This window comes from Aliicoccus persicus (assembly GCF_900110815.1).
Lineage (GTDB): Bacteria > Bacillota > Bacilli > Staphylococcales > Salinicoccaceae > Aliicoccus > Aliicoccus persicus.
In genome coordinates this window covers 202,392-227,998 of sequence record NZ_FOIT01000003.1, presented here as the reverse complement: position 1 = coordinate 227,998, position 25,607 = coordinate 202,392, and the positions used below count along the sequence as shown (strand labels likewise).

At 39.4% G+C, this 25,607-nt stretch carries 19 protein-coding genes; 4 read left to right on the top strand and 15 right to left on the bottom strand.

Annotated features, from left to right (window positions below; genetic code table 11):
• Positions 1–171: 171 nt before the first annotated feature.
• The 4 genes from pepF to spxA form a co-directional block, all read right to left on the bottom strand.
• A complete protein-coding gene (gene pepF, locus BMW30_RS06470) occupies positions 172–1,974 on the bottom strand; it encodes an oligoendopeptidase F (protein ID WP_091475027.1) in 1,803 nt (600 codons plus the stop codon).
• A gap of 42 nt (positions 1,975–2,016) precedes the next feature.
• Positions 2,017–2,985 (bottom strand): competence protein CoiA, encoded by a 969-nt coding sequence (locus BMW30_RS06465; RefSeq protein ID WP_091475025.1) that lies wholly within the window; start codon positions 2,983–2,985, stop codon positions 2,017–2,019.
• Positions 2,986–3,035: 50 nt separating this feature from the next.
• Positions 3,036–3,698, bottom strand: a complete 663-nt coding sequence (locus tag BMW30_RS06460; RefSeq protein ID WP_091475023.1) for an adaptor protein MecA — start codon at positions 3,696–3,698, stop codon at positions 3,036–3,038.
• A 129-nt stretch (positions 3,699–3,827) separates the two neighbouring features.
• The gene (spxA, locus tag BMW30_RS06455) at positions 3,828–4,226 is read right to left on the bottom strand and encodes a transcriptional regulator SpxA (RefSeq protein ID WP_091475022.1); all 399 of its coding nucleotides are present in this window, start codon (positions 4,224–4,226) and stop codon (positions 3,828–3,830) included.
• A gap of 243 nt (positions 4,227–4,469) precedes the next feature.
• On the opposite strand from spxA, the gene trpS reads away from it, so the two are divergent.
• Positions 4,470–5,474: a tryptophan--tRNA ligase gene (gene trpS / locus BMW30_RS06450; protein ID WP_091475020.1), complete on the top strand. Its 1,005-nt coding sequence runs from the start codon at positions 4,470–4,472 to the stop codon at positions 5,472–5,474.
• A 454-nt stretch (positions 5,475–5,928) separates the two neighbouring features.
• On the opposite strand, the gene BMW30_RS06445 is transcribed toward trpS, so the two are convergent.
• From BMW30_RS06445 to BMW30_RS06395, 11 genes are all read right to left on the bottom strand, one after another.
• On the bottom strand, positions 5,929–7,032 hold the full coding sequence (locus BMW30_RS06445; RefSeq protein ID WP_091475018.1) for a PAS domain-containing protein: 1,104 nt from the start codon (positions 7,030–7,032) through the stop codon (positions 5,929–5,931).
• 681 nt (positions 7,033–7,713) lie between these two features.
• Positions 7,714–8,964 (bottom strand): beta-ketoacyl-ACP synthase II, encoded by a 1,251-nt coding sequence (gene fabF, locus BMW30_RS06440; RefSeq protein ID WP_377910962.1) that lies wholly within the window; start codon positions 8,962–8,964, stop codon positions 7,714–7,716.
• Positions 8,954–9,919, bottom strand: a complete 966-nt coding sequence (locus tag BMW30_RS06435; RefSeq protein WP_091475014.1) for a beta-ketoacyl-ACP synthase III — start codon at positions 9,917–9,919, stop codon at positions 8,954–8,956. Before BMW30_RS06435 ends, fabF begins: the two co-directional genes overlap by 11 nt.
• 194 nt (positions 9,920–10,113) lie before the next feature.
• Positions 10,114–11,892 (bottom strand): ABC transporter substrate-binding protein, encoded by a 1,779-nt coding sequence (locus BMW30_RS06430; protein ID WP_245705643.1) that lies wholly within the window; start codon positions 11,890–11,892, stop codon positions 10,114–10,116.
• Positions 11,893–12,192: 300 nt separating this feature from the next.
• On the bottom strand, positions 12,193–13,959 hold the full coding sequence (locus BMW30_RS06425; RefSeq protein WP_091475010.1) for an oligopeptide ABC transporter substrate-binding protein: 1,767 nt from the start codon (positions 13,957–13,959) through the stop codon (positions 12,193–12,195).
• 287 nt (positions 13,960–14,246) lie between these two features.
• Complete coding sequence (locus BMW30_RS06420; RefSeq protein WP_091475008.1) at positions 14,247–16,025, bottom strand: oligopeptide ABC transporter substrate-binding protein; 1,779 nt, start codon at positions 16,023–16,025, stop codon at positions 14,247–14,249.
• A 365-nt stretch (positions 16,026–16,390) separates the two neighbouring features.
• Positions 16,391–17,368 carry a nuclease-related domain-containing protein gene (locus tag BMW30_RS06415; protein WP_091475006.1) on the bottom strand — a complete coding sequence of 326 codons (978 nt, stop codon included), beginning with the start codon at positions 17,366–17,368 and terminating at the stop codon, positions 16,391–16,393.
• Between the two features lie 820 nt (positions 17,369–18,188).
• Complete coding sequence (locus BMW30_RS06410) at positions 18,189–19,103, bottom strand: ABC transporter permease (protein ID WP_091475005.1); 915 nt, start codon at positions 19,101–19,103, stop codon at positions 18,189–18,191.
• A gap of 15 nt (positions 19,104–19,118) precedes the next feature.
• Positions 19,119–20,084, bottom strand: a complete 966-nt coding sequence (locus BMW30_RS06405) for an ABC transporter permease (protein WP_091475003.1) — start codon at positions 20,082–20,084, stop codon at positions 19,119–19,121.
• A gap of 6 nt (positions 20,085–20,090) precedes the next feature.
• The gene (locus BMW30_RS06400) at positions 20,091–21,026 is read right to left on the bottom strand and encodes an ATP-binding cassette domain-containing protein (RefSeq protein WP_091475001.1); all 936 of its coding nucleotides are present in this window, start codon (positions 21,024–21,026) and stop codon (positions 20,091–20,093) included.
• A complete protein-coding gene (locus BMW30_RS06395; RefSeq protein WP_091474999.1) occupies positions 21,016–22,074 on the bottom strand; it encodes an ABC transporter ATP-binding protein in 1,059 nt (352 codons plus the stop codon). The genes BMW30_RS06400 and BMW30_RS06395 overlap by 11 nt, the downstream gene beginning before the upstream one ends.
• A gap of 349 nt (positions 22,075–22,423) precedes the next feature.
• Between BMW30_RS06395 and BMW30_RS06390 the strand changes: the two genes are divergently transcribed.
• The 3 genes from BMW30_RS06390 to ehuB all read left to right on the top strand — a co-directional run bounded on the left by BMW30_RS06390 (position 22,424) and on the right by ehuB (position 25,569).
• The gene (locus BMW30_RS06390; RefSeq protein WP_091474997.1) at positions 22,424–22,606 is read left to right on the top strand and encodes a DUF2929 family protein; all 183 of its coding nucleotides are present in this window, start codon (positions 22,424–22,426) and stop codon (positions 22,604–22,606) included.
• An 85-nt stretch (positions 22,607–22,691) separates the two neighbouring features.
• Entirely contained in the window at positions 22,692–24,182 is a 1,491-nt protein-coding gene (glpK, locus tag BMW30_RS06385; RefSeq protein WP_091474995.1) for a glycerol kinase GlpK, read from the top strand.
• 130 nt (positions 24,183–24,312) lie between these two features.
• Entirely contained in the window at positions 24,313–25,569 is a 1,257-nt protein-coding gene (gene ehuB, locus BMW30_RS06380; RefSeq protein ID WP_245705642.1) for an ectoine/hydroxyectoine ABC transporter substrate-binding protein EhuB, read from the top strand.
• The last annotated feature ends 38 nt before the right edge of the window (positions 25,570–25,607 follow it).

Below are 25,607 nucleotides of genomic sequence, written 5' to 3'. Positions count from 1 at the left end.
CATATTCATATAAAGGGGTTGTTTCTTGAATTCTAACAAACAAAGGGGTAAGTCTGTGTGAAGAATTCTCTAATTCAAATATACGCCTGTCCACAAATGGTTTCAATTGATAGGCCATACATAATAAGAAAAATACGCGACCACCAAACAGTTGGTGATCGCACAATATTATTATTCTGCTTTATCGAGTAAAGCTTCTAATTCATTTAGCTGTCTTTCAAACACTTTCATCGCGTTCTCAATCGGTTCTGTCGTCGTCATGTCAACACCCGCATTTTTAAGCACGTTGATCGGATAGTCTGATGAACCTTTCTTCAAGAACTCGTTCATGTATCGCTCAGCGACATCTTTTCCTCCGCGCAACACTTGGTCTGCTAAACTTTGAGCTGCTGCATATCCAGTTGAATACTGATATACGTAGTAGTTCATGTAGAAGTGTGGGATACGTGCCCATTCTGTTGCGATATTATCGTCATAACTCACTGAATCACCGAAGTATTTCTTGTTCAAATCTCCATATAACTTGTTCAGCGCACCTGCTGTTAACGGTGTACCCGACTCTTTCATCGTGTGAATTTCGTGTTCGAATTCAGCAAACATCGTTTGACGGAATACTGAACCGCGGAATCCATCCAATTGCTCATTTAACAAGTACATTTTCTTTTTATCGTCTTCTAAATTCTTCATCATGTAATCTGCAAGCAATGCTTCGTTGAAGTTACTCGCAACTTCTGCAACGAAAATTGAATAGCCCGCTTGATTAGAGTTTTGGTACTTGCGTGATAAGTAGCTGTGTACACTGTGGCCGAACTCGTGTGTCAATGTGAACAAGTTGTTTACAGAGTCTGTCCAGTTCATCAGGATGAATGGATTCGTACCGTACGTACCTGAAGAGTATGCACCTGAGCGCTTCCCTTTGTTTTCATAAACGTCTACCCAACGGTTTTCTAAACCTTCTTTAACGATGTCTGTAAATTCCTCACCCATCGGTTCAAGAGATTTTAACATCCACTCTTTCGCATTCTCATATGTCATATCAAACTCAACATCTCTGACAAGCGGTGTGTACATATCGTACATCTTTAACTCATCAAGACCTAAAATACGCTTGCGCAATTCAGTATATTTGTGAAGTAAATGCAAGTTGTCATTTACTGTTTTAACTAAGTTGTCATAGACACTCTCAGGGATAAAGTTTTTCGATAACGCTTGATGACGACTCGACTTATAACCACGCACACTCGCCTCAAATGCATGTGCTGAAACGACACCTTGAAGCGTTGATGAAATTGTATTTTCGAAACCTCTGTACGTTGCATATAGATTTTCATATGCACTTTGACGACGGACACGGTCATCTGACTTCACATGATCAATAAAAGTCCCTTGTGATAATGGGTGCTTGTTCCCCTCTCCATCTACAACGTCAGGAAATTCTAAATCTGCATTGTTAAACATCATATACGTCTGTGTCGGGCTGCCCGTCACTTCGCTTGATTGTGCTAAAATATTCTCTTCTTTGTCAGATAACACATGTGCACGTTTCGCATTCAATTTTTCTAAATCAAATTTGAACTCTTTTAAAGAGTCATCTTGTGCCCACTCATTTAACGTTTCCTCATCAATGTTCATGATCGTCGGTGTTAAGAAACTCCACGCTGTATTCACTTTTACCAAGACGCTACGCACGCGACCTTCCATTGCTGTGTAAGTATCGTTAGACGTATCTTGGTCATGCTTTAAATGTGCATACACATATAATTTTGAAGCTTTCTCAGAAATTTCACGCTCTGTTTCTAGTGCTTCTAATAGCATCTCTTTTGAATCGATGCCTTCTTTAAATTTTTCGCCTTTATCTAAGTATTTTTCAATATCTTTTAGTTCTCTTTCGAACGCATCATCTGATTCAAATATTGATGCTAAATTCCACGTGTCTTCAACACGTTGTTCTTCACGTTTCATAACTTTTGACATTTCTAAATCCCTCCAAAGGTTGATAGTTACATTTTCACATTTTTAACTAGAAATTTCAAGTTCCGTAACATTTTGTGAAATATTTAACAAATAATAGTCCTGCATCAGTGATTGCGCGATTTCTAGTTTGTTTGGTACGTCATATAGCGTCCTTAGTCTGATAAAACCCATAAAATTATCTAGGTCAAACGACTGATTTTTTATAGATTGATATACGAAAAGCTTCCATTCTAGTGGAGAATTTAGAATCCAACGCTCGTTCGGCGTTACCGTCATCATCCATTTAGGAATATCTTTTAACTGCCATTCTAACTGATACAACGCACCAAGCGTGACGTCTTGTACACTGCCCTTTTGCTTCGCCCTTTTAATTAATTTTTTAGCCACTGTCTCAGATACTTTATGGAATTTTTGTGGGCGTAATGTGGGTGGTTGATCAAGCAATGTTGCATCGATCTTCTCACGCATGTAATGCCACTTGAAGCCATCAAAATAAATCATTTCGTACCGATACACTGCTTGCGCGTCTATATCATACGTAAATAAATGGTGAGACTTCATCGTTGACAGTTGAAACTGCGTCGGTTGTTCCGGATTTAACGCATGTTCATCCAGTAACCAGACGACATTCATGCCTAACGTCCCATACCCACGCGTGCGGGCTAGCAACAAATCAATGGAAATTGTCGACAACTGAATTTCGATTGCTGTTTTATCCATTAAAAGATCTGGAATTTGCTCAATTTCACTCAAATAGATTTCCATATCGACGTCTCGTGATGCTTTAATGTGTAAGTACAAATCATGTTTTGCTTGCAAGTGTTGAATAGATTCGGCTTTGTATAAATAGCGGATACATTGCTCAATACGGTAATGCGAAAAGTGCGGAATACGTACGGTACCTGCTTTAAACGTCACTTTGGAATCACAAACAGGACAAAAATATGCCCCACCGCGTTTTGCTTCGTCAACCGATACTGGCTGCTTATTTTCATCAAGTGCTATAAACATAAAAAAACCCCCTCATATAATATAAGGAGATTTTTTATAAGTTATTTTTTTTACTTGTGAAGTTCAAAATATTTTTTAACTTGTCGTCGAACGTTGTAACTCATAATTGCAGTTCCATATTCATAAACCATTTCATATGTTTCATCTGCCGCATTACCGAATTCCAAAGCTTTTGCTTCTAATCCTGAAATTGTACGATAAGACATGCCACGATTTATATACATTAGATAATAGTATTTGTTGTTGAAAGTGATGAGTAAGTCTTCAAACAATAGCTCATCTACATCCGCTTGATAACTGTATCTGATTAAATCATCAAAATCATCAAATTTAATCATGAGCGGCTCTTCCCATAATGATCCCGTGTTGTGGGAGACGTTTTGATTTTCGGCATTTGCTTCTTCAAGCAAGTCCATCAATTCACTTTCCTCGGGGTTTTCTTCTGAAATATCAACACTAAAGTCACGTTCATCACGTTTCGTTACGACGACTTCAACCCCTTTATCGAAGGCGTGGACTTGAATCCATAATGGGCCTTCAAAATTAAATGATTCCTTTTCTGCATGGTCAACTTCATCCATCAATGACCAGAAAAATTCCTCACCTTTTTTACGATTCGTCCAAAGGTCTTCTTTGTTAAATCCCCTTTTTTCGATATCTTGATACGTGATAAAGAGTTTGATTGTTGAATCATTCACACGTTCTATTCTCATCAGAAACACCTCCTAGATATGGTTAGTTTTTATTATACAATACTTCCATATCATATTCCCAATAAGAGACCCTTAAAACTAAAAAAAGAACTCTGAATATATATTCAGAGTTCTTTTATACTTAATTCATTATAGGTCTGCAAGCTTCATTGCTTCTTCTAAGTGAAATGTTCTAACTTGTCTCGGTAAGAAACGACGAATTTCATCTTCATTGTAACCCACTTGAAGTCTTTTCTCATCAATGATGATTGGACGTCTTAAAATGCCTGGGTTATCCATAATAATTTGATATAATTCTTTCATCGGTAAACTATCAATATCCAGATTTAATTTTTGGAATGTTTTAGAACGTGTTGAGATGATTTCTTCAGTTCCGTCTTCAGTCATTCTCAAAATCTCTTTAACTTCATCAAGTGTTAATTTATCTGAGAATATATTTCTTTCTTTAAACGATATATCATGTTCTTTCAACCATTGTTTCGCTTTACGACAAGATGTGCAACTTGGAGAAGTAAATAAAGTTACCATATAATCTCACACTCCAATGCTAAAATTTTGTCCAGAGACAATCCGTCTCTTTGCAACTTATTACTTACTGTGATTCAATTATAGATTATTAACATTAAAAAGAAATGAAAATGTTGTTATATTATGCATAAATTTTCAATATTTCAAGAATTTTAAATATTTAGACACAATATGTTTTCGTGTATAATAACCTTATGTATACTATTTTATAGACTTATGAATGATTTGAAAAGGGGCTTAAGTATGAAAACATTATTTTCGGGTGTACAACCCAGTGGCATACCAACCATCGGTAACTACATCGGTGCGTATCAACAATTTGCAGAGATGCAAGAATCGTATGATGCATACTTTTGTATCGTTGATCAGCATGCCATCACAGTACCGCAAGACCGTTTAAAATTAAGAGATTATACAATAAAGCTTGCTGCAATTTATCTGGCAAGTGGACTTAATCCAGAAAAGGTGACGCTATTTATCCAAAGCGAAGTCCCAGCACATGCACGTGCCGCTTGGTTAATGCAGTGTATCGGATATATTGGAGAGCTTGAACGCATGACGCAATACAAGGATAAAGCCCGCAAACAAGCGACGAAAGATGGCATTTCAGTCGGTTTGTTGACATATCCAAGTTTAATGGCGGCTGATATTTTAATCTACGGCGCAGATGTCGTGCCAGTCGGTGATGACCAAAGTCAACATTTGGAATTAACGCGTGATTTAGCGGAGCGTTTTAACAATAAGTATAACGATATTTTGACAGTACCTGAGGCGAAATTGCCAGAGTTCGGCGGACGCATTATGAGCTTGAATGATCCGTCGAAAAAAATGAGTAAGAGTGATGACAATCCGAAGTCATACATCAGCTTGTTGGATGATCCTAAAGCTGCTGCAAAGAAAATTCGCAGTGCAGTGACAGATTCGGGTTCTGAAATTAAGTATGATAAGGAAGAAAAGCCAGGAATTTCTAACTTGCTTGTTATTTATAGCAGCTTGAGTGGCATGTCTATTGAAGAGTTGGAAGAGAAATATAAAGATTCGAACTACGGTACGTTCAAGAGCGAACTGGGCGAAGTTGTGGCCGACTTCTTGACCGGTTTCCAAGAACGCGTGAACTATTTCATCGACAGTGGCGAATTAGATAGTATTTTAGATGCTGGTGCTGAGCGCGCGTCGATTAAGGCGAATCGAATGGTAGACAAGATGGAAAATGCCATCGGTCTTGGTCGGAGTAGAAGAAGGAAGTAGATTGTTGTTGTTTGACTCTTGGTTTGTGTGTGGGTTTGTGTGTCTATGAGCTAGGGTCATTGGAATGCAAATCCGTTTGCGTGTCTGTGAGCAACGCTCATTGGAACGCAAATCAATCTGCGCGTCAGTGAGAGTAGTTCATAGTCCGTCAAATTCATTTGCAAGACCGTGAGCGCATCTCATAGTCCGTCAAATCCATTTGCACGTCCGTGAGCGCATCTCATAGTCCGTCAAATCCATTTGCACGACCGTGAGCGCATCTCATAGTCCGTCAAATCCGTTTGCAAGACCGTGAGCGCATCTCATAGTCCGTCAAATCCGTTTGCAAGACCGTGAGCGCATCTCATAGTCCGTCAAATCCATTTGCACGTCCGTGAGTGCATCTCATAGTCCGTCAAATCTTTCTGCGTGTCTGTGAGCAACGCTCATTGACACGCAGATCATTTTCTAATCGCTAAACATGCTTTTTCGTCGCCCGAGGTAGCTCCACATACGGATTTATATCCTGTACGTATTCTAAAACGCCTTTGAATGTATCATCTTCATCAAAAACAGCAACGTAAGTCACATGGATAAACACTTCTCCCCTTTTAAACCACATTGCTACTTGCTCTTCCTCCCTAGACTTCAGAAGTCGGATAACTTTCATCATGTTCTTAAGACTTCTAGGTGGATGGCAGTTGGCAACATGTCGACCGATCGATAGCGGTGTTCGGATAAATAGCATATCTTGCGCTTCAACAATATGATTAAAGTACTTAAAAATGCCACGTTCATCTATAAAAGTCAACTCTAGCGGCAAACTGTTCAAAATCAAATTAACTTCTTTCATTGTTAAAAATCCATTTCCAAAGGGATGTTGAATTTTATCATCTAGATTTTGACTTGGATTAATAACCTCTTCGTTCTCCACGTAATCCAACATATCAAAATGAAAAGCTGTCGCCTCCCGTGCCACTTGCTGCCAATTTTCTTCTGTAAACAACGCATCACATAGCGGGTAGAGTATGTACTGCTCACTATCTTTTAAATAATTAAAAGTCGTTTGAATCTCCCGAAATGTCGAATGGATGTGTCTTGGATGAACCGATTCGAGCTTTTCCACACGTTTCTGCATCGCTTGCAACGACACACGCAAATAATCGTCCATCTCCCATATCCTGCGCGGCAACTGATATTGGCCATATCGTTCGAGCAATGGAAACAGCAACTTCTCCTTCACATTAAAATAATTATTTATATTTTTTAATGCATTCAGATAAAAAGATATGTCCTGTTGATTGTTAGCATAGTCTTCGAGTAATGATTCTATGACTTTAATGTGTTTCGAAAATCTTTGTTGGTGTTTTACCAGAATATTTATAGGATGATCTTTATTAGTTGGTGCTTTAGGTGAACCATTAAAAAATTCAATCAAGTATGGTTTTACTTTTTCAAACTCTAAATCTGGGTGCGTATGAATGAGCAAAATCACATGAGTCAGGAATTGTTCTGTAGACATATTCCGAGTATCAATCGTCGAATTGTTCAAAATTGACTGCTTTAGTTCTTTTAACAAGTGTATACGCCTCCTTTGCTACATTCATTATAAGTTCTTTTGTTGATTTGGATTGTGACATCAATCACGTTAATCATTAATTCTGGGAGACATCTAAAACGCTCTTAAGGAAAAAATTCCTGAGTGAGTGGGATAAAAATCCGGAGTGATTATAGAGGATTGATCTTCTCGTGGTAACTCACAGAGATTTTTGGGCTTGAGTTACCATGAAACCGGAAATCGTGGTAACTCACAGAGATTTTTAGGCGTGAGTTACCATGAATTCGGAATCCGTGCTCACTCACCGAGATTTTTGGGCGCGAGTTACCATGAAACCGGAATCCGTGCTCATTCACCGGGATTTTCTGGTGTGAGTGAGCATAAGAGAGAAAGAAGACATCACTTGCTCTGAGAAGTATCTAGTAAAATCTTACCCTGCCAATTCAGAGCATTTTTCTCTCTTGAATCGGCAGTTATAATCAATTGCTGCCAATTCACAGTGGATTTTAGCTTTAAATTGGCAGGAAAAGCAAAATACTGCCAATTCGCAGTCGTTTTTCCATTTGAATTGGCAGGTCATACCAAATAGTCCCCACTCACGCAACCTGCCTCCTCTCAAACCAGCAACCCCACCAACAACCACAAAAAAAAGACTGGAGGATCAGCTCCTCCAGTCTCAATCAATCATCAATAATCAAATAATTATTCATCTTCCCATTTCTTCAATACGAGCGACGCGTTGTGTCCGCCGAATCCGAGTGAGTTTGTCATGGCATACTTCAGATCTGGTGCCTCGACAACGCCGTCTTTACACACGTTCAGTTTGATTTCTTCATCTTGCTCTCTCACGTTGATTGTTGGATGTACTTTTCCTTCTTGTAGTGAGAATGCCGTCACAATTACTTCAACCGCTCCTGTTCCACCGAGCAAGTGACCCATCATCGATTTCGTTGAGTTAATGAGTAATTTCTGAGTATGTTCACCAAACACGTGACTAATCGCCACCGCTTCATATAGATCATTATATGGCGTGCTTGTACCGTGTGCATTAATGTAACCGAGCTCTTCTTTTTCAATGCCAGCATCTTTCATCGCAAGTTTCATTGCACGCTGACCGCCCTCACCATTTTCAGCTGGCGCTGTAATGTGGTATGCGTCTCCTGTCATACCGTAGCCAACTAACTCAGCATAGATTTTTGCACCGCGTGCCTTCGCATGCTCGAGTTCTTCTATAATAACGACACCCGCACCTTCACCCATGATGAATCCGTCACGGTTTTTATCGAATGGACGGCATGCTTTGTCACGATCACTCTCTAGACTAAGCGCACGACTTGCTTGGAATCCGGCAATCCCCATGTTAGTGATCGGCGCCTCTGTACCACCTGTTATCATCACGTCTGCGTCTCCACGCTCGATAATTTTAAATGCATCACCGATTGAGTTTGTACCAGTCGCACAAGCAGTTACTGTCGCACCGTTCGGTCCTTTTGCACCATGTCGAATCGATACTTGACCACTTGCCATATCTGGAATCATCATCGGTACGAAGAACGGGCTTACGCGACGCGGCCCTTTACGATCCAATACTATAAATCCATCTTCAAGCGCCTGGATACCACCGATTCCTGAACCAATCCACACACCGACACGCTCGTTATTACTTTCATTAATCTCGAGGCCACTGTCTTTAATCGCTTCATCAGCAGCGACGATTGCGTACTGAGTGAATCTATCCATCTTACGCGCTTCTTTTCTTTCAATGTAATCCTCAACGTCAAAGTTCTTTAACTCACCTGCAAGTGAAACATTATATTTTTCAGTATCGATACGGGTAATTTTATCGATTCCGTTTGTCCCTTTTAATGCATTTTCCCATGTATCTCTTGCTGTATTTCCAATCGGTGTTAAAGCACCAACGCCAGTGATTACTACTCTTTTCTTACTCATTATTTTCCTCCTTATTGTTACCCCATGTCATACAAATCGCACCCCATGTTAAGCCGCCCCCAAAGCCGACTAAAACGAGGTTATCTCCGTCGTGAATTAAACCATTCTTAATATCATGATGAATGCTCAAGCCGATTGAAGCCGCCGACGTATTTCCATATTTATCGATTGTGTGACTCATCTTCTCGACTGGCAGATTCATTCTCTTACGCGCTGCTTCCATAATACGGATATTCGCCTGGTGTGGAATGAGTCGATCAACATCATCTGATTGAAGTCCTGCCTTTTCAACAACATTCACACTCGATTCGCCCATTTGTCGCACTGCAAATTTAAATACTTCACGACCATTCATTCTTAAATACCCGTTTTCTTTATCTTCATACAAATGTTGTCCGCCTGAACCATTACTGCCGAGTTCAAATGATTTGATTCCATATCCTTCTGCAACTTCACCCATCACAACTGCCGCAGCACCATCACCAAATAGCATCGCACTCGAACGGTCACTAAAATCTGTCAACTTCGTTAATTTTTCAGCACCGACAACGAGCACTTTACTGGCAGCGCCTGTCTGTATAAACTGTTGTGCCGTTACCATACTATAGATAAAACCCGTGCATGCAGCAAGCTGATCCATCGCTGCAATATGCTTTAATTCAAGTCTTTCTTGGAGCATCGCAGCAACGCTCGGAAATCTATGGTCTCCTGAACTTGTCGCAACGAGTAAAAGATCAATTTCATCACGTGTGACACCTGCATTTCTCATTGCCTCTTCTGCTGCATAAAATGCTAAATCACTCGTATCTGTATCATCATCAGCATAACGTCTCTCACGGATACCTGTCATTTCTGTAATCCATTCATCGCTCGTATCCATGATTTTTTCGAAATCAAAATTTGTAAACACACGTTCGGGCACATATGACCCGATGCCGAGTACACCTACATTTTTCATATTCTCACCTTTTTACACCTAATCTTATGACTTGGTACTAATTTAACATATTATTAACATAAATAAAATATAAACGTACTTTTAATCATCTTTAAGCAACTAATTTCAACAGAATATATTTCTCTTTAAATGAAAAACTACCCTCTATCCGATGGACAGAAGGCAGTTACAAATAATATCGTTTTTTATCGGCCTTATTCTTCTTCTTCAACTAAGCCGATATTATATAATGCGGTTTCTTCATTAAATCCGTACTCCACTGTGAAGTTCACGACATCAGTCGATACAGGGTGGACACCTGATCCGTAAAGAATCGGAATAACCGGCATCTCTTCACGCATCAATTCTTGCCATTCATAGAATAGCTCCGTTCTATACTCGTTATCAAATGCTTCTGGTGAGTTGATCTTTTCTAACAGCTCATCATTTGCCTCACTCGCATATCTCGGATAGTTGTTGCGTGCACCACGTCCATAGAAGTGTGCAGGATCTGCATCCGAACCATATGCCCATGAGCCTTGATAGATATCGATACCTTCAGCATCCTCATCCACCATGTCATAGAAGGCATTGAACTCTAACATACGGTCATTGTATAAACTCACATTTAATCCGACATTTCTCCACGATTGAATATAATAGTTTGCCAACGCTTCAGCAACATCTGAGCCACCAATAAACGCCATGCTAATCTCTAATTCTTCACCTTCTGGTGTCAGTCGGTAATCACCATCATATTCATATCCTGCTTCATCTAAAATCTCTTCAGCAATTTCAGGGCTGTACTCTGGAGATTCAATTGTTTCATCGAAGTATGATGCATAGTAAGGTGGCAGTAATGTCGTACCTTCCCAACGCAAACCGTTGTAGAAACGCTCAGCAACCGTTTCGTTATCAATCGCATGCCACATTGCACGACGCAACTCGATGTCTCCCATCTTCATCTCTTCTGGCTTATAATCGACTTCACCTGCTTCATCGTCCCACTCACCCAGTTTAAATCCAACATAAGATAAAACTGAACTCATATTCGCGAGCCATTCCACCCCTTCAATTTCAGCAACATCAGGAAATTGGTTCACAGGGAACGCAATTGTGTAATGATAATCATTGTTCTGCATTGCTGTTGCTACAGTTGATGGTGACACGATTTCTAAGACGATACCATCCATGGATGGTGTACCGCGCCAGTAGTCATCAAATCTCTCATAGGTCACAGACTCACCAGGACTGATCGATGATACTTGATATGGTCCTATACCAATAGGTGTTTGTCTTGTGAGATCTGATTCTGCTATTTCACCCACTTCTAAACCTTCATAATGATGCGTTGGGAATAAGTAGGCCCAGAATCCACCGGATAATAATGATGGAATAATTTCTTCATAATGGAATACAGCTGTGTAGTCATCGATGACTTCGATGCCACTAATCTCATCTGCTTCACCATCACGATATTCATTGAATCCTTCTAGTAATGAGAATCCTAACGTTGAACCTCGCACACCTTCATAATCAGGGTGTCCGATCACTTCATACGATGCGACATAGTCATGTATTGTCGCTTCAACGCCGTCATGCCATAGGACACCTTCTTGTAATGTAAATGTGACTGTTCTTTCCTCTTCATCGATATCAAACTGCATGGCACCTTCTTGAGTGAACATTTGGTTTTCATCGATTGTGAAGACACTTTCATCAAAATAACCCATAATTCTTGAGTCGACGACATTCGTATAGAACGCCCAGTTAAATGTGCCCTCAAAAGGCGCATCTGAACTATATGCAATTCTTAACTCACCTTCTCCTGAAGGTTCAGCATCATTTGATACTGTCTTCGGAAAATCTTCATAGTTAAAAATTGGATGTTCATCATCTTGTGCACTCACATCAGCACCGTTTACTCCTAAAACTGCAAGAGCGACTCCAGTACCAAGTACTGCGGACATCAACTTTTTCTTCGTAAACCTCATAAAAAAAATTCCTTCCTTATTCAGGTACTCTATGTTCATAAGATGTCCTATGTATATATATGTATATACCGTTTATCTTATACAACAATATTATCATAAAATTTTAATGATGCAACTTAATTTTAAATGTTTTTTTATTTAATTCTCATATTAAAGATTGATAAAGAGAAATTTTACTCAAAATAACTATTTATATTTTTTTCAGACTATTCTTTTAATACATAATTACTTATATTCGATCTAAGCACAAAAAAACACCCAACAAATGTTGGGTGTTTAACTTATCTTTATAAGTACTTATTATTCTTGTGGCGCTAAACCAATATTGTATAGTAAGTACTCTTCGTTGAATCCGAACTCTTCAGACCAGTTAACAACATCAAGTGATACTGGTGTTACGTATGAACGGTAAAGTGTAGGAATTACTGGAATCTCTTCAACCATTAATTCTTGCCACTCGTGGAACGCTTCAGTACGGTAATCGATGTCTAAAGATTCTTGTGAATTGATTTTAGCCAATAACTCATCATTTTCTTCAGTTGCATAACGCGTGTAGTTAAACGCTGCTTGTCTTCCGTATAAACCAGAAGGATCCGCATCTGTACCTACACCCCAAGCACCTTGGTAGATGTCGATACTTTCGTCATCATTTTCAACCATATCGTAGAATGTGTTGAATTCGATTAAACGACCATTTGTTAACTGAACGTTAAGTCCAATGTTTCTCCAAGATTGGATGTAGTAGTTCGCTAATGGTTCAGCAGTATCTCCACCACTCATCGAAGCGAAGTTAATCACTAACTCTTCTCCGTCTGGCGTCGTTCTGAAGTCACCATCGTACTCGTAACCAGCTTCATCAAGGATTTGATTCGCTAAGTCTACATCGAACTCAGGTACTTCTAAATCATCTTTATGATATGTTGCGTGGAATGGTGTTGTTAATGAAGTTGCTTTCCAACGTAAACCGTTGTAGAAACGCTCACCCACTGTATCGTTGTCAATCGCATGCCACATTGCTTTACGAAGATTTACGTCACCCATCTTAGCGTTTTCTGGGTCATAAACTACTTCTTTAGCCTCGTCATCCCAATGACCAAGTTTGAAACCAATGTACGTGTATGCAGCGTCTAACTGACCTAACCACTCAACGCCTTCCATATCTGCTACATCAGGGAACTGATCTGTAGGGAATCCAGGCGCTACATGGTAGTCACCATTTGCCATTGCGTTTGCAATTGCCGCTGGAGATACAACTTGCATTACGATTGAATCTAATTGTGGAGTACCTCTCCAGTAATCATCGAAACGTTCGTAAACAATCGCTTCACCCGGTGTAATAGACGCTACTTTGTAAGGTCCAATACCGATTGGGTTCTCACGCGTTTGTGGTGCATCAGCCATTTCCGCAACTTCTACACCTTCATAGTGGTGAGATGGGAATAAGTAGAACCAGAATCCACCTGATAATAATGATGGTGGTAATTCTTGATATTGGAATGTCGCAGTGTAGTCATCGATTACTTCGATACCACTGATTGAATCTGCTTCACCCGCACGGTACTCGTTATAACCTTCAATTAAAGTGAAACCTGGTGTTGAACCACGTACACCTGTGTAGTCAGGGTGTCCGATAATTTCGTAAGAAGCAACATAGTCATTGATCGTTGCCGGCGTACCATCGTGCCATACGACATTTTCATTTAACGTGAACGTTACTAAGTTGTTATCGTAGTCAAGTTCAAAGTTTAGTGCGCCATCTTGAGTAAAGATTTGGTTGTCATCAATCGTTAATACTGACTCATCAAAATAACCAATAAATGTTGCATCTGGTCCACCTTGGTAGAAGTTCCAGTTTAGAGTACCTTCAAATGGCGTATCAGAAACATAAGCAACTCTTAACTCACCTTCACCTGTTGGTTCAGCATCATTAGATACTGTTTTTGGGAAATCATCGTAGTTGAAAACTTCATCCTGTGCACTAACATCTGCACCATTTACCCCTAATACTGCAAGTGCTACTCCGGTACCAAGTACCGCTGACATTAACTTCTTCTTAGAAAACCTCATGAAAAAGCTCCTCCTCTTGTTATAAAAGATAAGTTAGTGTTTCGATGCATAAAATTGTATCTCCACCTGAACTTATACATGTAGTTTATCATAATTTTTTACAGATGCAATCAAAATCTTGAATTATTTTCATCTTTTTTTAATTTGAAAGCGATTTATTGTTTATCTTTACACGATATCTCTTAATTCAAAATAGTCAGAAAATACATATGAATACATTGGTACATATATGTTCAGACGATAAAAAAGCCCCGAGCATTATGCTCAGGGCAGTTGAAATTTATTTCTTATTCTGATTCAGATAATCCGACATTGTAAAGTAATGTGTCTTCGTTAAATCCGAATTCAAGTGAGTAGTTGACAACGTCTTCAGAAACTGGCATTACGATTGCACGGTAAAGTGTTGGGATTACTGGAATCTCTTCAGCCATTAATTCTTGCCACTCGTGGAACGCTTCAGTACGGTAGTCAATGTCTAAAGAATCTTGTGAGTTGATTTTAGCCATTAACTCATCATTTTCTTCAGAAGCATAACGCGTGTAGTTAAACGCTGAATTTCTTCCGTATAAACCAGAAGGATCCGCATCCGTACCTACACCCCAAGCACCTTGGTAGATATCGACACTTTCATTATCGTTCTCAACCATATCGTAGAATGTGTTGAATTCGATCAGACGACCGTTTGTTAACTGAACATCAAGGCCGATGTTTCTCCATGATTGGATGTAGTAGTTTGCTAATGGTTCAGCAGTATCCCCACCACTCATTGAAGCAAAGTTGATTGTTAATGGTTCACCTTCTGGAGTCGTTCTGAAATCACCATCGTACTCGTAACCAGCTTCATCAAGGATTTGATTTGCTAAGTCTACATCGAACTCAGGTACTTCTAAATCATCTTTATGATATGTCGCGTGATAAGGTGTTGTTAATGAAGTTGCTTTCCAACGTAAACCGTTGTAGAAACGCTCACCCACTGTATCGTTGTCAATTGCATGCCACATTGCTTTACGAAGATTTACGTCACCCATCTTAGCGTTTTCTGGGTCATAAACTACTTCATTCGCCTCGTTATCCCAATGACCAAGTTTGAATCCGATGTAAGTGTATGCTGGATCTAACTGAGCCAACCACTCAACACCCTCCATATCTGCTACATCCGGGAACTGATCTGTAGGGAACCCGCTCGCAATATGGTAATCACCATTCGCCATTGAGTTTGCAATTGCTGCAGGTGATACCGTTTGAACAACGACTGAATCTAACTGAGGCGTACCTCTCCAGTAGTCATCGAAACGTTCATAAACGACTGCTTCACCTGATGTAATTGAATCTACTTTGTAAGGTCCAATACCGATTGGGTTCTCACGTGTTTGTGGTGCATCTGGCATATCCGCAACTTCTACACCTTCATAGTGGTGAGATGGGAATAAGTAAGACCAGAATCCACCTGATAATAATGATGGTGGTAATTCTTCATACTGGAACGTCGCTGTGTAATCATCGATCACTTCGATACCACTGATTGAATCTGCATCACCTGCACGGTAATCATTGTAACCTTCTATTAATGTGAAACCTGGTGTTGAACCACGTACACCTGTGTAGTCAGGGTGACCGATTACTTCGTAAGATGCAACGTAGTCATTGATTGTTGCTTCAACGCCATCATGCCACAGAATACCTTCTTCTAAAGTAAACGTAACTGTGTTGTCATCATGGTTAAGTTCAAAGGTTAATGCACCATCTTGAGTAAATATTTGGTTTTCGTCGATCGTTAATACGGATTCATCAAAGTAATCGATAAACGCAGCATCCGGTGCACCTTGGTAGAAGTTATAGTTTAATGTACCTTCAAACGGTGTATCAGAAACATACGCGACTCTTAACTCACCTTCACCTGTTGGTTCAGCATCGTTAGTTACCCTTTGTGGAAAATCAGCATAATCATAAACATCTGCATCTTCCTGTGCATTTACATCAGAATTTCCTATTCCAAGCACAGTTAAAGCAACACCTGTCCCTAAAACTGTTGACATTAATTTCTTGCTAGATAAAGAAATTTTCATTTTCAAAAACTCTCCTTATTTTTTGAAATTATGTAATGATCCATAATGTTCAATATATTTGAGTTACATATATAATTCTAACATAAATCTCATAATTCTAAAGTGATTACACTCGAATTCTCAGAATAATTTTATTCTTTAAGCAACGATTGGAATATTAAGTAAATTTCTTTTTTGAGTAGTGTAAAATGAAATGTTTTACTCTTTTATGCGTGATTTATTGTGTGAATTTTCAGATTATTAGTGAGGATGGAGAAATTAATTTTAGTCATTTGAGAAGAAATGATTACAGTAATTAATAATTCTTAGATTAATTCTGAGTTGCATTTCTACCCTTAGGTGTCACTTCTTTTTCCTTTGAGCATTTAAACTAGTTTAACGTGATCTTTGTATCTGAATTGTTTTGGAACTGACTTTTCTGCTTCATCGAAGTCATGGTACTTAAATCTATAAGTTGTATGACGACCTTTATCCTGTTTTGTACAATAAATTTTTAGAACATTGTAGATTGTTTGCATGCTGATTGAACCGTTCAATATATCGTAAATCTCTTTTTTAATAAATTCTCTATTATTGAATAAAGACTTATGGTCACTTATTGCTTGTAATACTATTGTATGAATCGTGTACTTTGATAGACAATTCTTACATTGAAAATGGAATTTTGATTTTTGTATATTAAAACTAGAGCAATTACGACAGTAAACACCTTTTTTTAAATCAGAGAAATTAGCTTTCTCATTATGAAATGGATTAGCAACAATATTGTTTTTAATTAGCTCAACTCTATTAAGAGATTGATCATTGTAGGTCAAATCTTTTAAACTTGAAAGATGACGTTTCAATTGGTTTCTAAGAATGATCTTGTCAGTCGAAGGTGTATCAATTAGTTCTAGCGAAAAATCTATGTGAGTGAAAACAACTTTACCATCTATATTAAACTGAACATTGTTTGAATATTTTAATTTGATAAATTTTTTCCTTGTTCGCTCAAGTTGAATGATCGGGTCTTCACTTACCTCATTACCTCTTAATAACCATTGATTTCCGTTATAGTGAAATTCTCCATTATAGTTTTTTATCTCGTGTAGCAAATATCCATTATCATGTACAATTAGTGCGTCACATTGTACATGACTCCCCTCAATTTCTAAGTAAACATCGCGGAATACAGGTAAGTGACTGATTATACTTTCGTAAACTTCATCGTAAGTGCACTCACCTTCATAGCCACTTTCAAGTCTTTTCAATTTTAGTTGCTGGTTTTTACTCAAATCTACCCTTTTACTCAACGCTCTGTAGTACAGTAATTCTTCACTTGGTTTTCTTTCTGTTAAAATCATATTTTCCTCCTATTTTTATAAATTTAAAAAGGTCCTCACTATATATATGCCTGTAAAAGATGAGTTATTTTTTTAACTTATAAAAATCGGTAGATTTTATATAAAATCTTTTATCTTTCATAAACTTGAGGGGTCACAACTTTACGACAGACGGTCCAATATAAACTTGTCGTCACACAACTTTGTGGTAGAGGGTCCAATGTAAACTTGTCGTCTCACAACTTTATGATAGAGGATCCACTATAAACTTGTCGTCTCACAACTTTACGGGAGAGGGCCTACTGTAAACTTGTCGTCTCACAACTTTGTGGTAGAGGGCTTACTGTAAACTAGTCGTCTCACAACTTTATGGTAGAGGGCTTACTGTAAACTTGTCGTCTCACAACTTTATGGTAGAGGGCTTACTGTAAACTTGTCGTCTCACAACTTTACGGGAGAGGGCCTACTGTAAACTTGTCGTCTCACAACTTTGTGGTAGAGGGCTTACTGTAAACTAGTCGTCTCACAACTTTATGGTAGAGGGCTTACTGTAAACTTGTCGTCTCACAACTTTATGGTACAGGGTCCACTGTAAACTTGTCGTCTCACAAATTTATGGTACAGGGTCCACTGTAAACTTGTCCTCTCACAAATTTATGGTAGAGGGGCTACTGTAAACTTGTCGACTCATAACTTTATGGGAGAGGGCCTACTGTAAACTTGTCGACTCACAAGTTTACGATAACAATCAAAAAAAAACACCAAACAAAAAAAACACCAACCCACATCACTTGTGGGTTGGTGCTCTTTATCAACTTTACTAAAAACTACACAACAACAATTAACCTTGACGCTGACGCGCATCCCCTGCACGGCGGAGTGCTTCACCGACGTTACGTACACATAACATCAGGATTAGGATCAAGATTGCGGCAGGCATCCAAACCCATGGGCGGTGTTGGAGTGTCTGAGTGTTTTGCGCGTATGCCATCAGTGTACCGAGTGAAGGGTAATCTTCAGGGAAACCGAATCCGATGAAGGATAGTCCGGCCTCGATACCGATGTTTGCTGCTAAACTTAAAGTTCCGTTTACGATGATGATACCAACTAAGTTTGGTAACAACTGCGTAAAGATAATTTTAAAGTGGCTGGAACCCATCGTGCGCGAGGCATTGATGTAGTCCAGTTCTCGCTCTTGTAAGGCTAAGGAACGTATCAAACGTGCGGTCCCCATCCATAAAAAGACGGCCATCATGAGTGAGAAAGTGAATATATCATAGCTTGGTACGATTGTTACGAATACTACAACGATCATTAAGAATGGAAGAATGATCATGAAGTCAACGAAACGCATCATCGCGTTATCGATGTGCCCACCGAAGTATCCACAGATCACCCCGTAAACAATACCGAAACCAACTGATAGTAATGTAACTAAAATACCGATTGCAAGTGAGTTACGTGTTCCGATGATTAACTGACCGAAAATGTCTCGTCCACCGTAGTCCGTACCTAAGCGCCACTCGTCATTCGGCGCAACGTTAATTGCAAATAAATCTACTGTAACGATATCTCTTAAACTTAAGAATAGCGTTAATCCAAATACATAACATGTAATCAACGTGAAGATAATTAATGAAAACAGTGCAAGTTTATCCGCAAGGATTTCCTGGACAACTATTTTCCAACCTGGTGTACTTTTTGGTAAATCTCCCACGTTAATGTTATCGTAAAGATTATTATTTTCTGTACTCATAAAATTGCCCCTCCTTTACTTAATGCGAATACGCGGGTCGATTATACTCAGGATAATATCCGATAAAAGCGCCCCGACGATTGCTAAGAATCCATAGAATAAGATTAAGACATTCGCAACACTGTAGTCACGTGTACTGATTGATTCTAAGAACAGACGACCCATCCCTGGGTAACCAAAGATCTGCTCGATGATTACTGAACCACCTAGTAAACCTGTAATTTCATAACCGAAGAATGCCGCAATTGGAATGATCGAGTTTCTGAAAATGTGTCTACTATAGATTTTACCTTCTTTAACACCTTTTGAACGTGCAAGAATAACGTAATCTTTTTGTTTTGTTTCAATTACACCACTTCGTAAGTACTGTACCGTACCGACAAGCCCGATCAGCGCGACGGATAAGGACGGTAAGACGAGGTGATTGATCTTACTTAATACATAGTCTAATGATCCCGGAGGTATGCCGGCACGTACCGAACCACTCGTTGGGAAAACTGGCCAAACGAATCCAAATAAGTAAAGTAAAACTAATGCGAATACGAATGTTGGTGTAGCAAATCCAAGGTAAGTGTAACCTGTGATGATGCTATCTGTGATTGTGTCATTGTAACGACCTGAGATTAAACCTAAAGGTAAACCGATCGCATAGATAAAGAACACTGTCATCAGTGATAACCAAACCGTATTCCAAATTCTATCGCCAATTAAATCCATAACAGGTCTCTGGTGGAAAATCGAACGACCGAAATCACCTTCTGAAACCATTGCCCATACCCAGTCTCTGTACTGGATATACCATGGATTATTTAAACCAAGTCTCTCTCTCATAAGCTCGACTTGTTCACGTGGAATATCTGGGTCGATTAAACCACTTAGTGCATCCCCTGGCATGAGCGACGCCAGTATAAATACGAGAACACTGAGCAAGATGAGTTGTGGAAATGTGATAAGTAAACGTCTAATAGTAAATTTTATCATCTATAATCAACTCCTAACCGGTAACGCAACTCTATGCGTATCTGAGATTTGCTGTAGAGGGAACGCGCGTCCTTCTTCATCTAGGTAATCCGCGAAGTTCTGTTCATACTCTTCTTTTAACTGATTTCTAAGAACTAAATTCTTCTCGACATGATCCACATCTATATCTGGAATCGCTGCAACTAACCGCTTCGTATAAAGGTGTTGAGGATTATTGAAAATATCATCCACCGTTCCTTCTTCAACTAAGCGTCCACGATACATAATACCTAAATATGAACACATGTGACGCACGACACCTAAGTCGTGTGCGATGAATAACATCGTCAGATCCATCTCTTTTTGAATTTCCTGCATAAAGTTAAGTACCTGCGCCTGAACGGATACATCCAAAGCAGACACCGGTTCGTCAGCGATAATTAATTTCGGTCTCAGTGCGATTGCACGCGCAACACCGATTCTTTGACGTTGACCACCACTGAATTCGTGTGGATATTTGTAAATCGCACTCGGTGGTAAACCAACGATTTTAAGTAATTCAAGTACACGATTTACACGTTCAGCTTTCGTTAAAGACTCATAGTTGTTAAGCGGTTCTGTAATGATATCAAATACACGCTTACGCACGTTTAAAGATGAATAGGGATCCTGGAAAATCATTTGAATATCTTTATGGTTATCTACTTTCTTACCTTTACCAGTCAATTCATGTCCATTGAACATAATCGTTCCTTCTGTCACGTGGTTTAGCCCCATGACTGCTTTACCAGTTGTTGTTTTACCAGAACCAGATTCACCGACTAGGCCGTAAGTTGTTCCGACAGGAACATTAATAGAAACACCATCAACTGCTTTTACGTAGTCTTTAATTGTGTTGAAAAATCCACCTCTTACTGGGTAATGAACTTTTAAATCTTTTATTTCTAAAATATTATTGCTCATCTTCATTACCTCCAACTGCGTCTCTTTCTAGTTCCTGATTCTCTAATTCTGCAAGATCTTCTGCATTTGTTTCTTTAAGATAGAAGTTTTTGTAGCACGTACATCTTACCCAGTGCCCTTCTTCTACCTCTCTTAACTCAGGATTCTCTTCATGTTCCGATGCATCAATCCATGGAATACGCGGAGAAAAACGGCATATTGTCCGATCAAGTTTATGCAATGCCGGTACGACGCCTTGAATCACGTGTAGTTTTCCACCCATTTGTTCTTCTGATGGAATTGATGTCAACAATGAACGTGTATATGGATGCTTCGGATTTTTGAAGATTTCTCTAACTGGCGCAAGTTCAACAATCTCTCCTGCATACATAACAGCTACTCTGTCTGCCATCTCTGCGACAACACCTAAGTCGTGTGTAATCAGCAATACACCTGACCCTAAGTCTTCTTGTAATTCGCGAATTAAATCTAAAATTTGTGCTTGGATCGTCACGTCAAGTGCTGTTGTTGGCTCATCGGCAATTAATAATTTTGGTCTGTTTGCAATCGCTATTGCAATAACCACACGCTGTCTCATACCACCTGATAATTCATGTGGATATGCTTCTGCCACTTGTTCTGCACGAGCGATACCAACGCGCTCTAATAATTCCACTGCATATTTTTCGTTTTCATTCTTGGATTTTTTTCCGTGAATTGTCAACGTTTCTACAATTTGTGCTTTAATGCGCATCAGTGGGTTTAATGCTGTCATCGGGTCCTGGAAAATCATTGCGATTTCTCCACCACGAATCTTATTAAACTGATTTGGGCCAAATTTCGTTAAGTCTTTACCTAAGAAATTAACTTCACCCTCAATTCTTGCTTTCGTATGTAGTCCCATGATGCTAAAAGCAGTCGCACTTTTACCTGAACCAGACTCTCCTACAAGCGCGAGCACTTCATTCGGTTTAATCGTTAAAGACACATCATCAACAGCTGCAAAATAAGTGCCGCCAATTTTAAATGATGTCGTCAGATTGTTAACCTCTAATAAATTTTCAGCCATTCCCATCACCTATTCTTTCTAATACTATACAATGCAAACTTCGCGAATATATATTGACAATATTTCAACATCATGATTGCAAACGTATTCTATAGCATAGAACTATTTTAATGCTTAGATATTTCAAATGCAAACTATATTTTATAATTGTCAGAATTCGGCGGAACAAATTTACAATGTTTGGAAAACGATGATTTCATCCAATAATCATCACTAAACTACTATAAATGAATCTGTAAGCGATTACAATATAATTTCCATTAATTTTTTTAGATTATTAATATATTTAATGTTGCTATTTGTGTTAAAATAGTTGTAATAGAAATTACTGAGTGGAGGCAATTGTCACATGAAATACATCGTAACGTTTATCTGGGCGTTAATGTTAACGCAAATGGTGAACTTTATCTTAAACAGTTTACAAGGTGGCGGCACATTTTACTTTGAGTTAGGAATCATTCTCGCTGTGCTCATTACACTGACAATGTACATATTGGATTTAATGCTCAAAAATCCAGACGAAGCAAAATAATGAAACAGGCATATTTATGTGCCTGTTTTTTTATTTGCCTAAATACATTTATAATAGAAGAAACTGTATTTTAGGAGTTGTAAATATGACTGAAAAATATATTATGGTCATCGATCAGGGCACGACGAGTACACGTGCGATTCTATTCGATAACAACAGCCAAATCATCGGTATCAATCAAAAGGAAATTGAACAGCACTTCCCTGAGTCCGGTGCCGTTGAACATAATCCAATCGAGATTTGGAGTTCAGTACTCAGTGTGATGACTGGTGTACTTGCTGATAAAAACATCGATCCGCTTGCAGTTGCTGCGCTTGGTATTACAAATCAACGCGAGACAACGGTAATCTGGGACAAAAAAACGGGCCAACCTATACATAATGCCATCGTTTGGCAGTCGCGCCAAACGGAATCATATTGTGCACAATTAAGAGCGGATGGACACGATGCGTTGATTCGTGAAAAAACGGGACTACTCATTGACCCCTACTTCTCAGCAACGAAGGTGCAGTATATTTTAGATCATGTCGAAGGTGCGCGCACGCGTGCCGAAAATGGTGAGCTACTCTTTGGCACAATCGATACGTGGCTAATGTGGAAACTGACAGAGGGCGAAGTGCATGCAACTGATATGACAAACGCGAGTCGTACGTTAATGTATAACATTCATACACTCGAATGGGATAAAGAACTCCTCGAAATTTACAACATTCCAGCCTCACTGTTACCTGAAGTGAGCACTTCAAGTGAAGTATATGGTCACATCGCACCGCAGTTATTCTTTGGTCGCGCATTACCGATTGCAGGTGTCGCTGGCGATCAACAAGCCGCGCTCTTTGGACAACTGTGTTTGAATAAGGGTGACGTTAAAAACACATATGGCACCGGAAACTTTATGCTGATGAATACAGGTGAGACACCTGTTAAAAGCAACAACGGTTTGATCACAACAATCGCATGTAATATCGATGGTCAAGTAACGTACGCACTAGAGGGTTCAATATTTGTTACGGGCAGTGCTGTACAATGGTTGCGCGATGGCCTTCGCTTCTTTAGCGACGCACACATGAGTGAAGAGTATGCCATGAAGATGACGGATAATAACGGTGTTTACGTCGTTCCAGCTTTCACCGGCCTTGGTGCACCGTATTGGGACTCTGAAGCACGCGGTGCCATGTTCGGTTTAACCCGCGGCACAGATAAAGCGCACATCATCCGAGCGACATTAGAAGCGATAGCTTATCAAACGCGTGACGTGTTGGATGCAATGGTAAAGGATGCTAGCACAGACATTAGATCGTTAAAAGTAGATGGTGGCGCTAGTGACAATGCGTTTTTAATGCAATTCCAAGCAGATATTCTTGATGTTTCTGTCAAACGCGCGGCAATAAATGAAACGACTGCGCTCGGTGCGGCATATCTCGCAGGTCTCGCTGTTGGCTACTGGTCATCAAAAGATGCCTTGCTCTCGAACGTTAAGGTGGCAAAAACTTACAATTCTAGAATGAATAAAGAAATTCGTGACGAACTTTACCAGGGTTGGAAAAAAGCCGTCAAAGCCACACAGGCCTTTTGATAGAGCAACTTTCAATCACATCTTTAAATATACATTTTTCATGAATTTTTAATTAATTTGCCATTTTATGATTATCTCATGTATCATAGGGTACGCATTATATATAACTATTTTATAGGAGGTTGGTAAAGTGTCTTTATATAAGATACTTTCGTTAAGTTCATTATCAGCAGTTTTACTACTCGGTGCTTGTGCCGATGAGGGAGACGACGCTGAAAATGGAGATAATGAAGAGGATGTTGAAACAGAAGAGGTCGTAGATGAGGAAGAAACAGCAGAAGAAGAAGATTCAGAAGAATCAACTGACGATGAAGAGTCGACCGAGGACGAAGAATCTGCTGAGGATGAGGAATCAACTGATGACGAAGAGTCTGAAGAAGATACAGATGCGGAAGATTCTGACGAAGAATCAACTGAAGAAGATGAAGACGCTGATACAGCCGAAAATGGCGATGATGGTGAAGTAAGTGAACGTGTTCAAGAGTTACAAGAAAACGGTGTATCCGTTGGTTTCTCTAATGAACCACCATATGCATACATGGATACTGATTCTGGTGAGTTACAAGGTGCAGCAATAGATATTGCTACTGCTGTATTTGAAGAGATGGGTGTCACTGAAATGGAAGGGCGCTTAACAGACTGGGCAGAACTTATCCCAGGTGTACAAGCAGGTCAATATGATGCGATTACAGCAGGTATGGCTATCTTACCTGATCGTTGTGAAACAGCATTGTTTGCAAATCCAGAGATGCAATACGGTGAAGGTTTAGTTGTTGCTGAAGGTAACCCTGAAGAAATTTACAGCTATGCTGATATCGCAGATAATCCAGATATCACTGTTGCACTGATGTCAGGTACAACGCAGTTTGACTTCTTAGAACAAGAAGGCGTGGACATTGACAACCAAGTATTATCAGTTGCTGATATTCCAGGGCAGCTTGCTGCAGTTCAATCAGGTAATGCTGACGTTACTGCTGCAACAGAGAATACATTAAGAGCGGCTTACGAATCATTAGGTAGCGACGAAGTAGAAATCGTTGAAGATTTCGAACAACCAGACATCAATGGTATTCCAAGTTATGGTGCTGTTGCATTCGCACTTGATGATGAGGAATTAAGAGATGCATATAATGAAGCACTTGAGGTATTAATCGAAGATGGTACAATCGATGAAATACTTGATAATGCTGAAGGTTTCACAGCTGAAGCAAACAGAGTTGAAGTTGGTGAAGTTTCTGTAGATGAACTGTGTGCTCCAGCTGAAGAAGAAGCTGATTCTGAAGAAGATACAGAAGATGATGCTGAAGATGTAGACACAGATGAAGAAGAGGCAGTTGAAGAAGAAGAAGTAGATGAAGAAGAAGCAGATGAGGAAGACGCAGCATAAATTCCTATAAGCGCTTAAATTGAAATATACTTCTATGT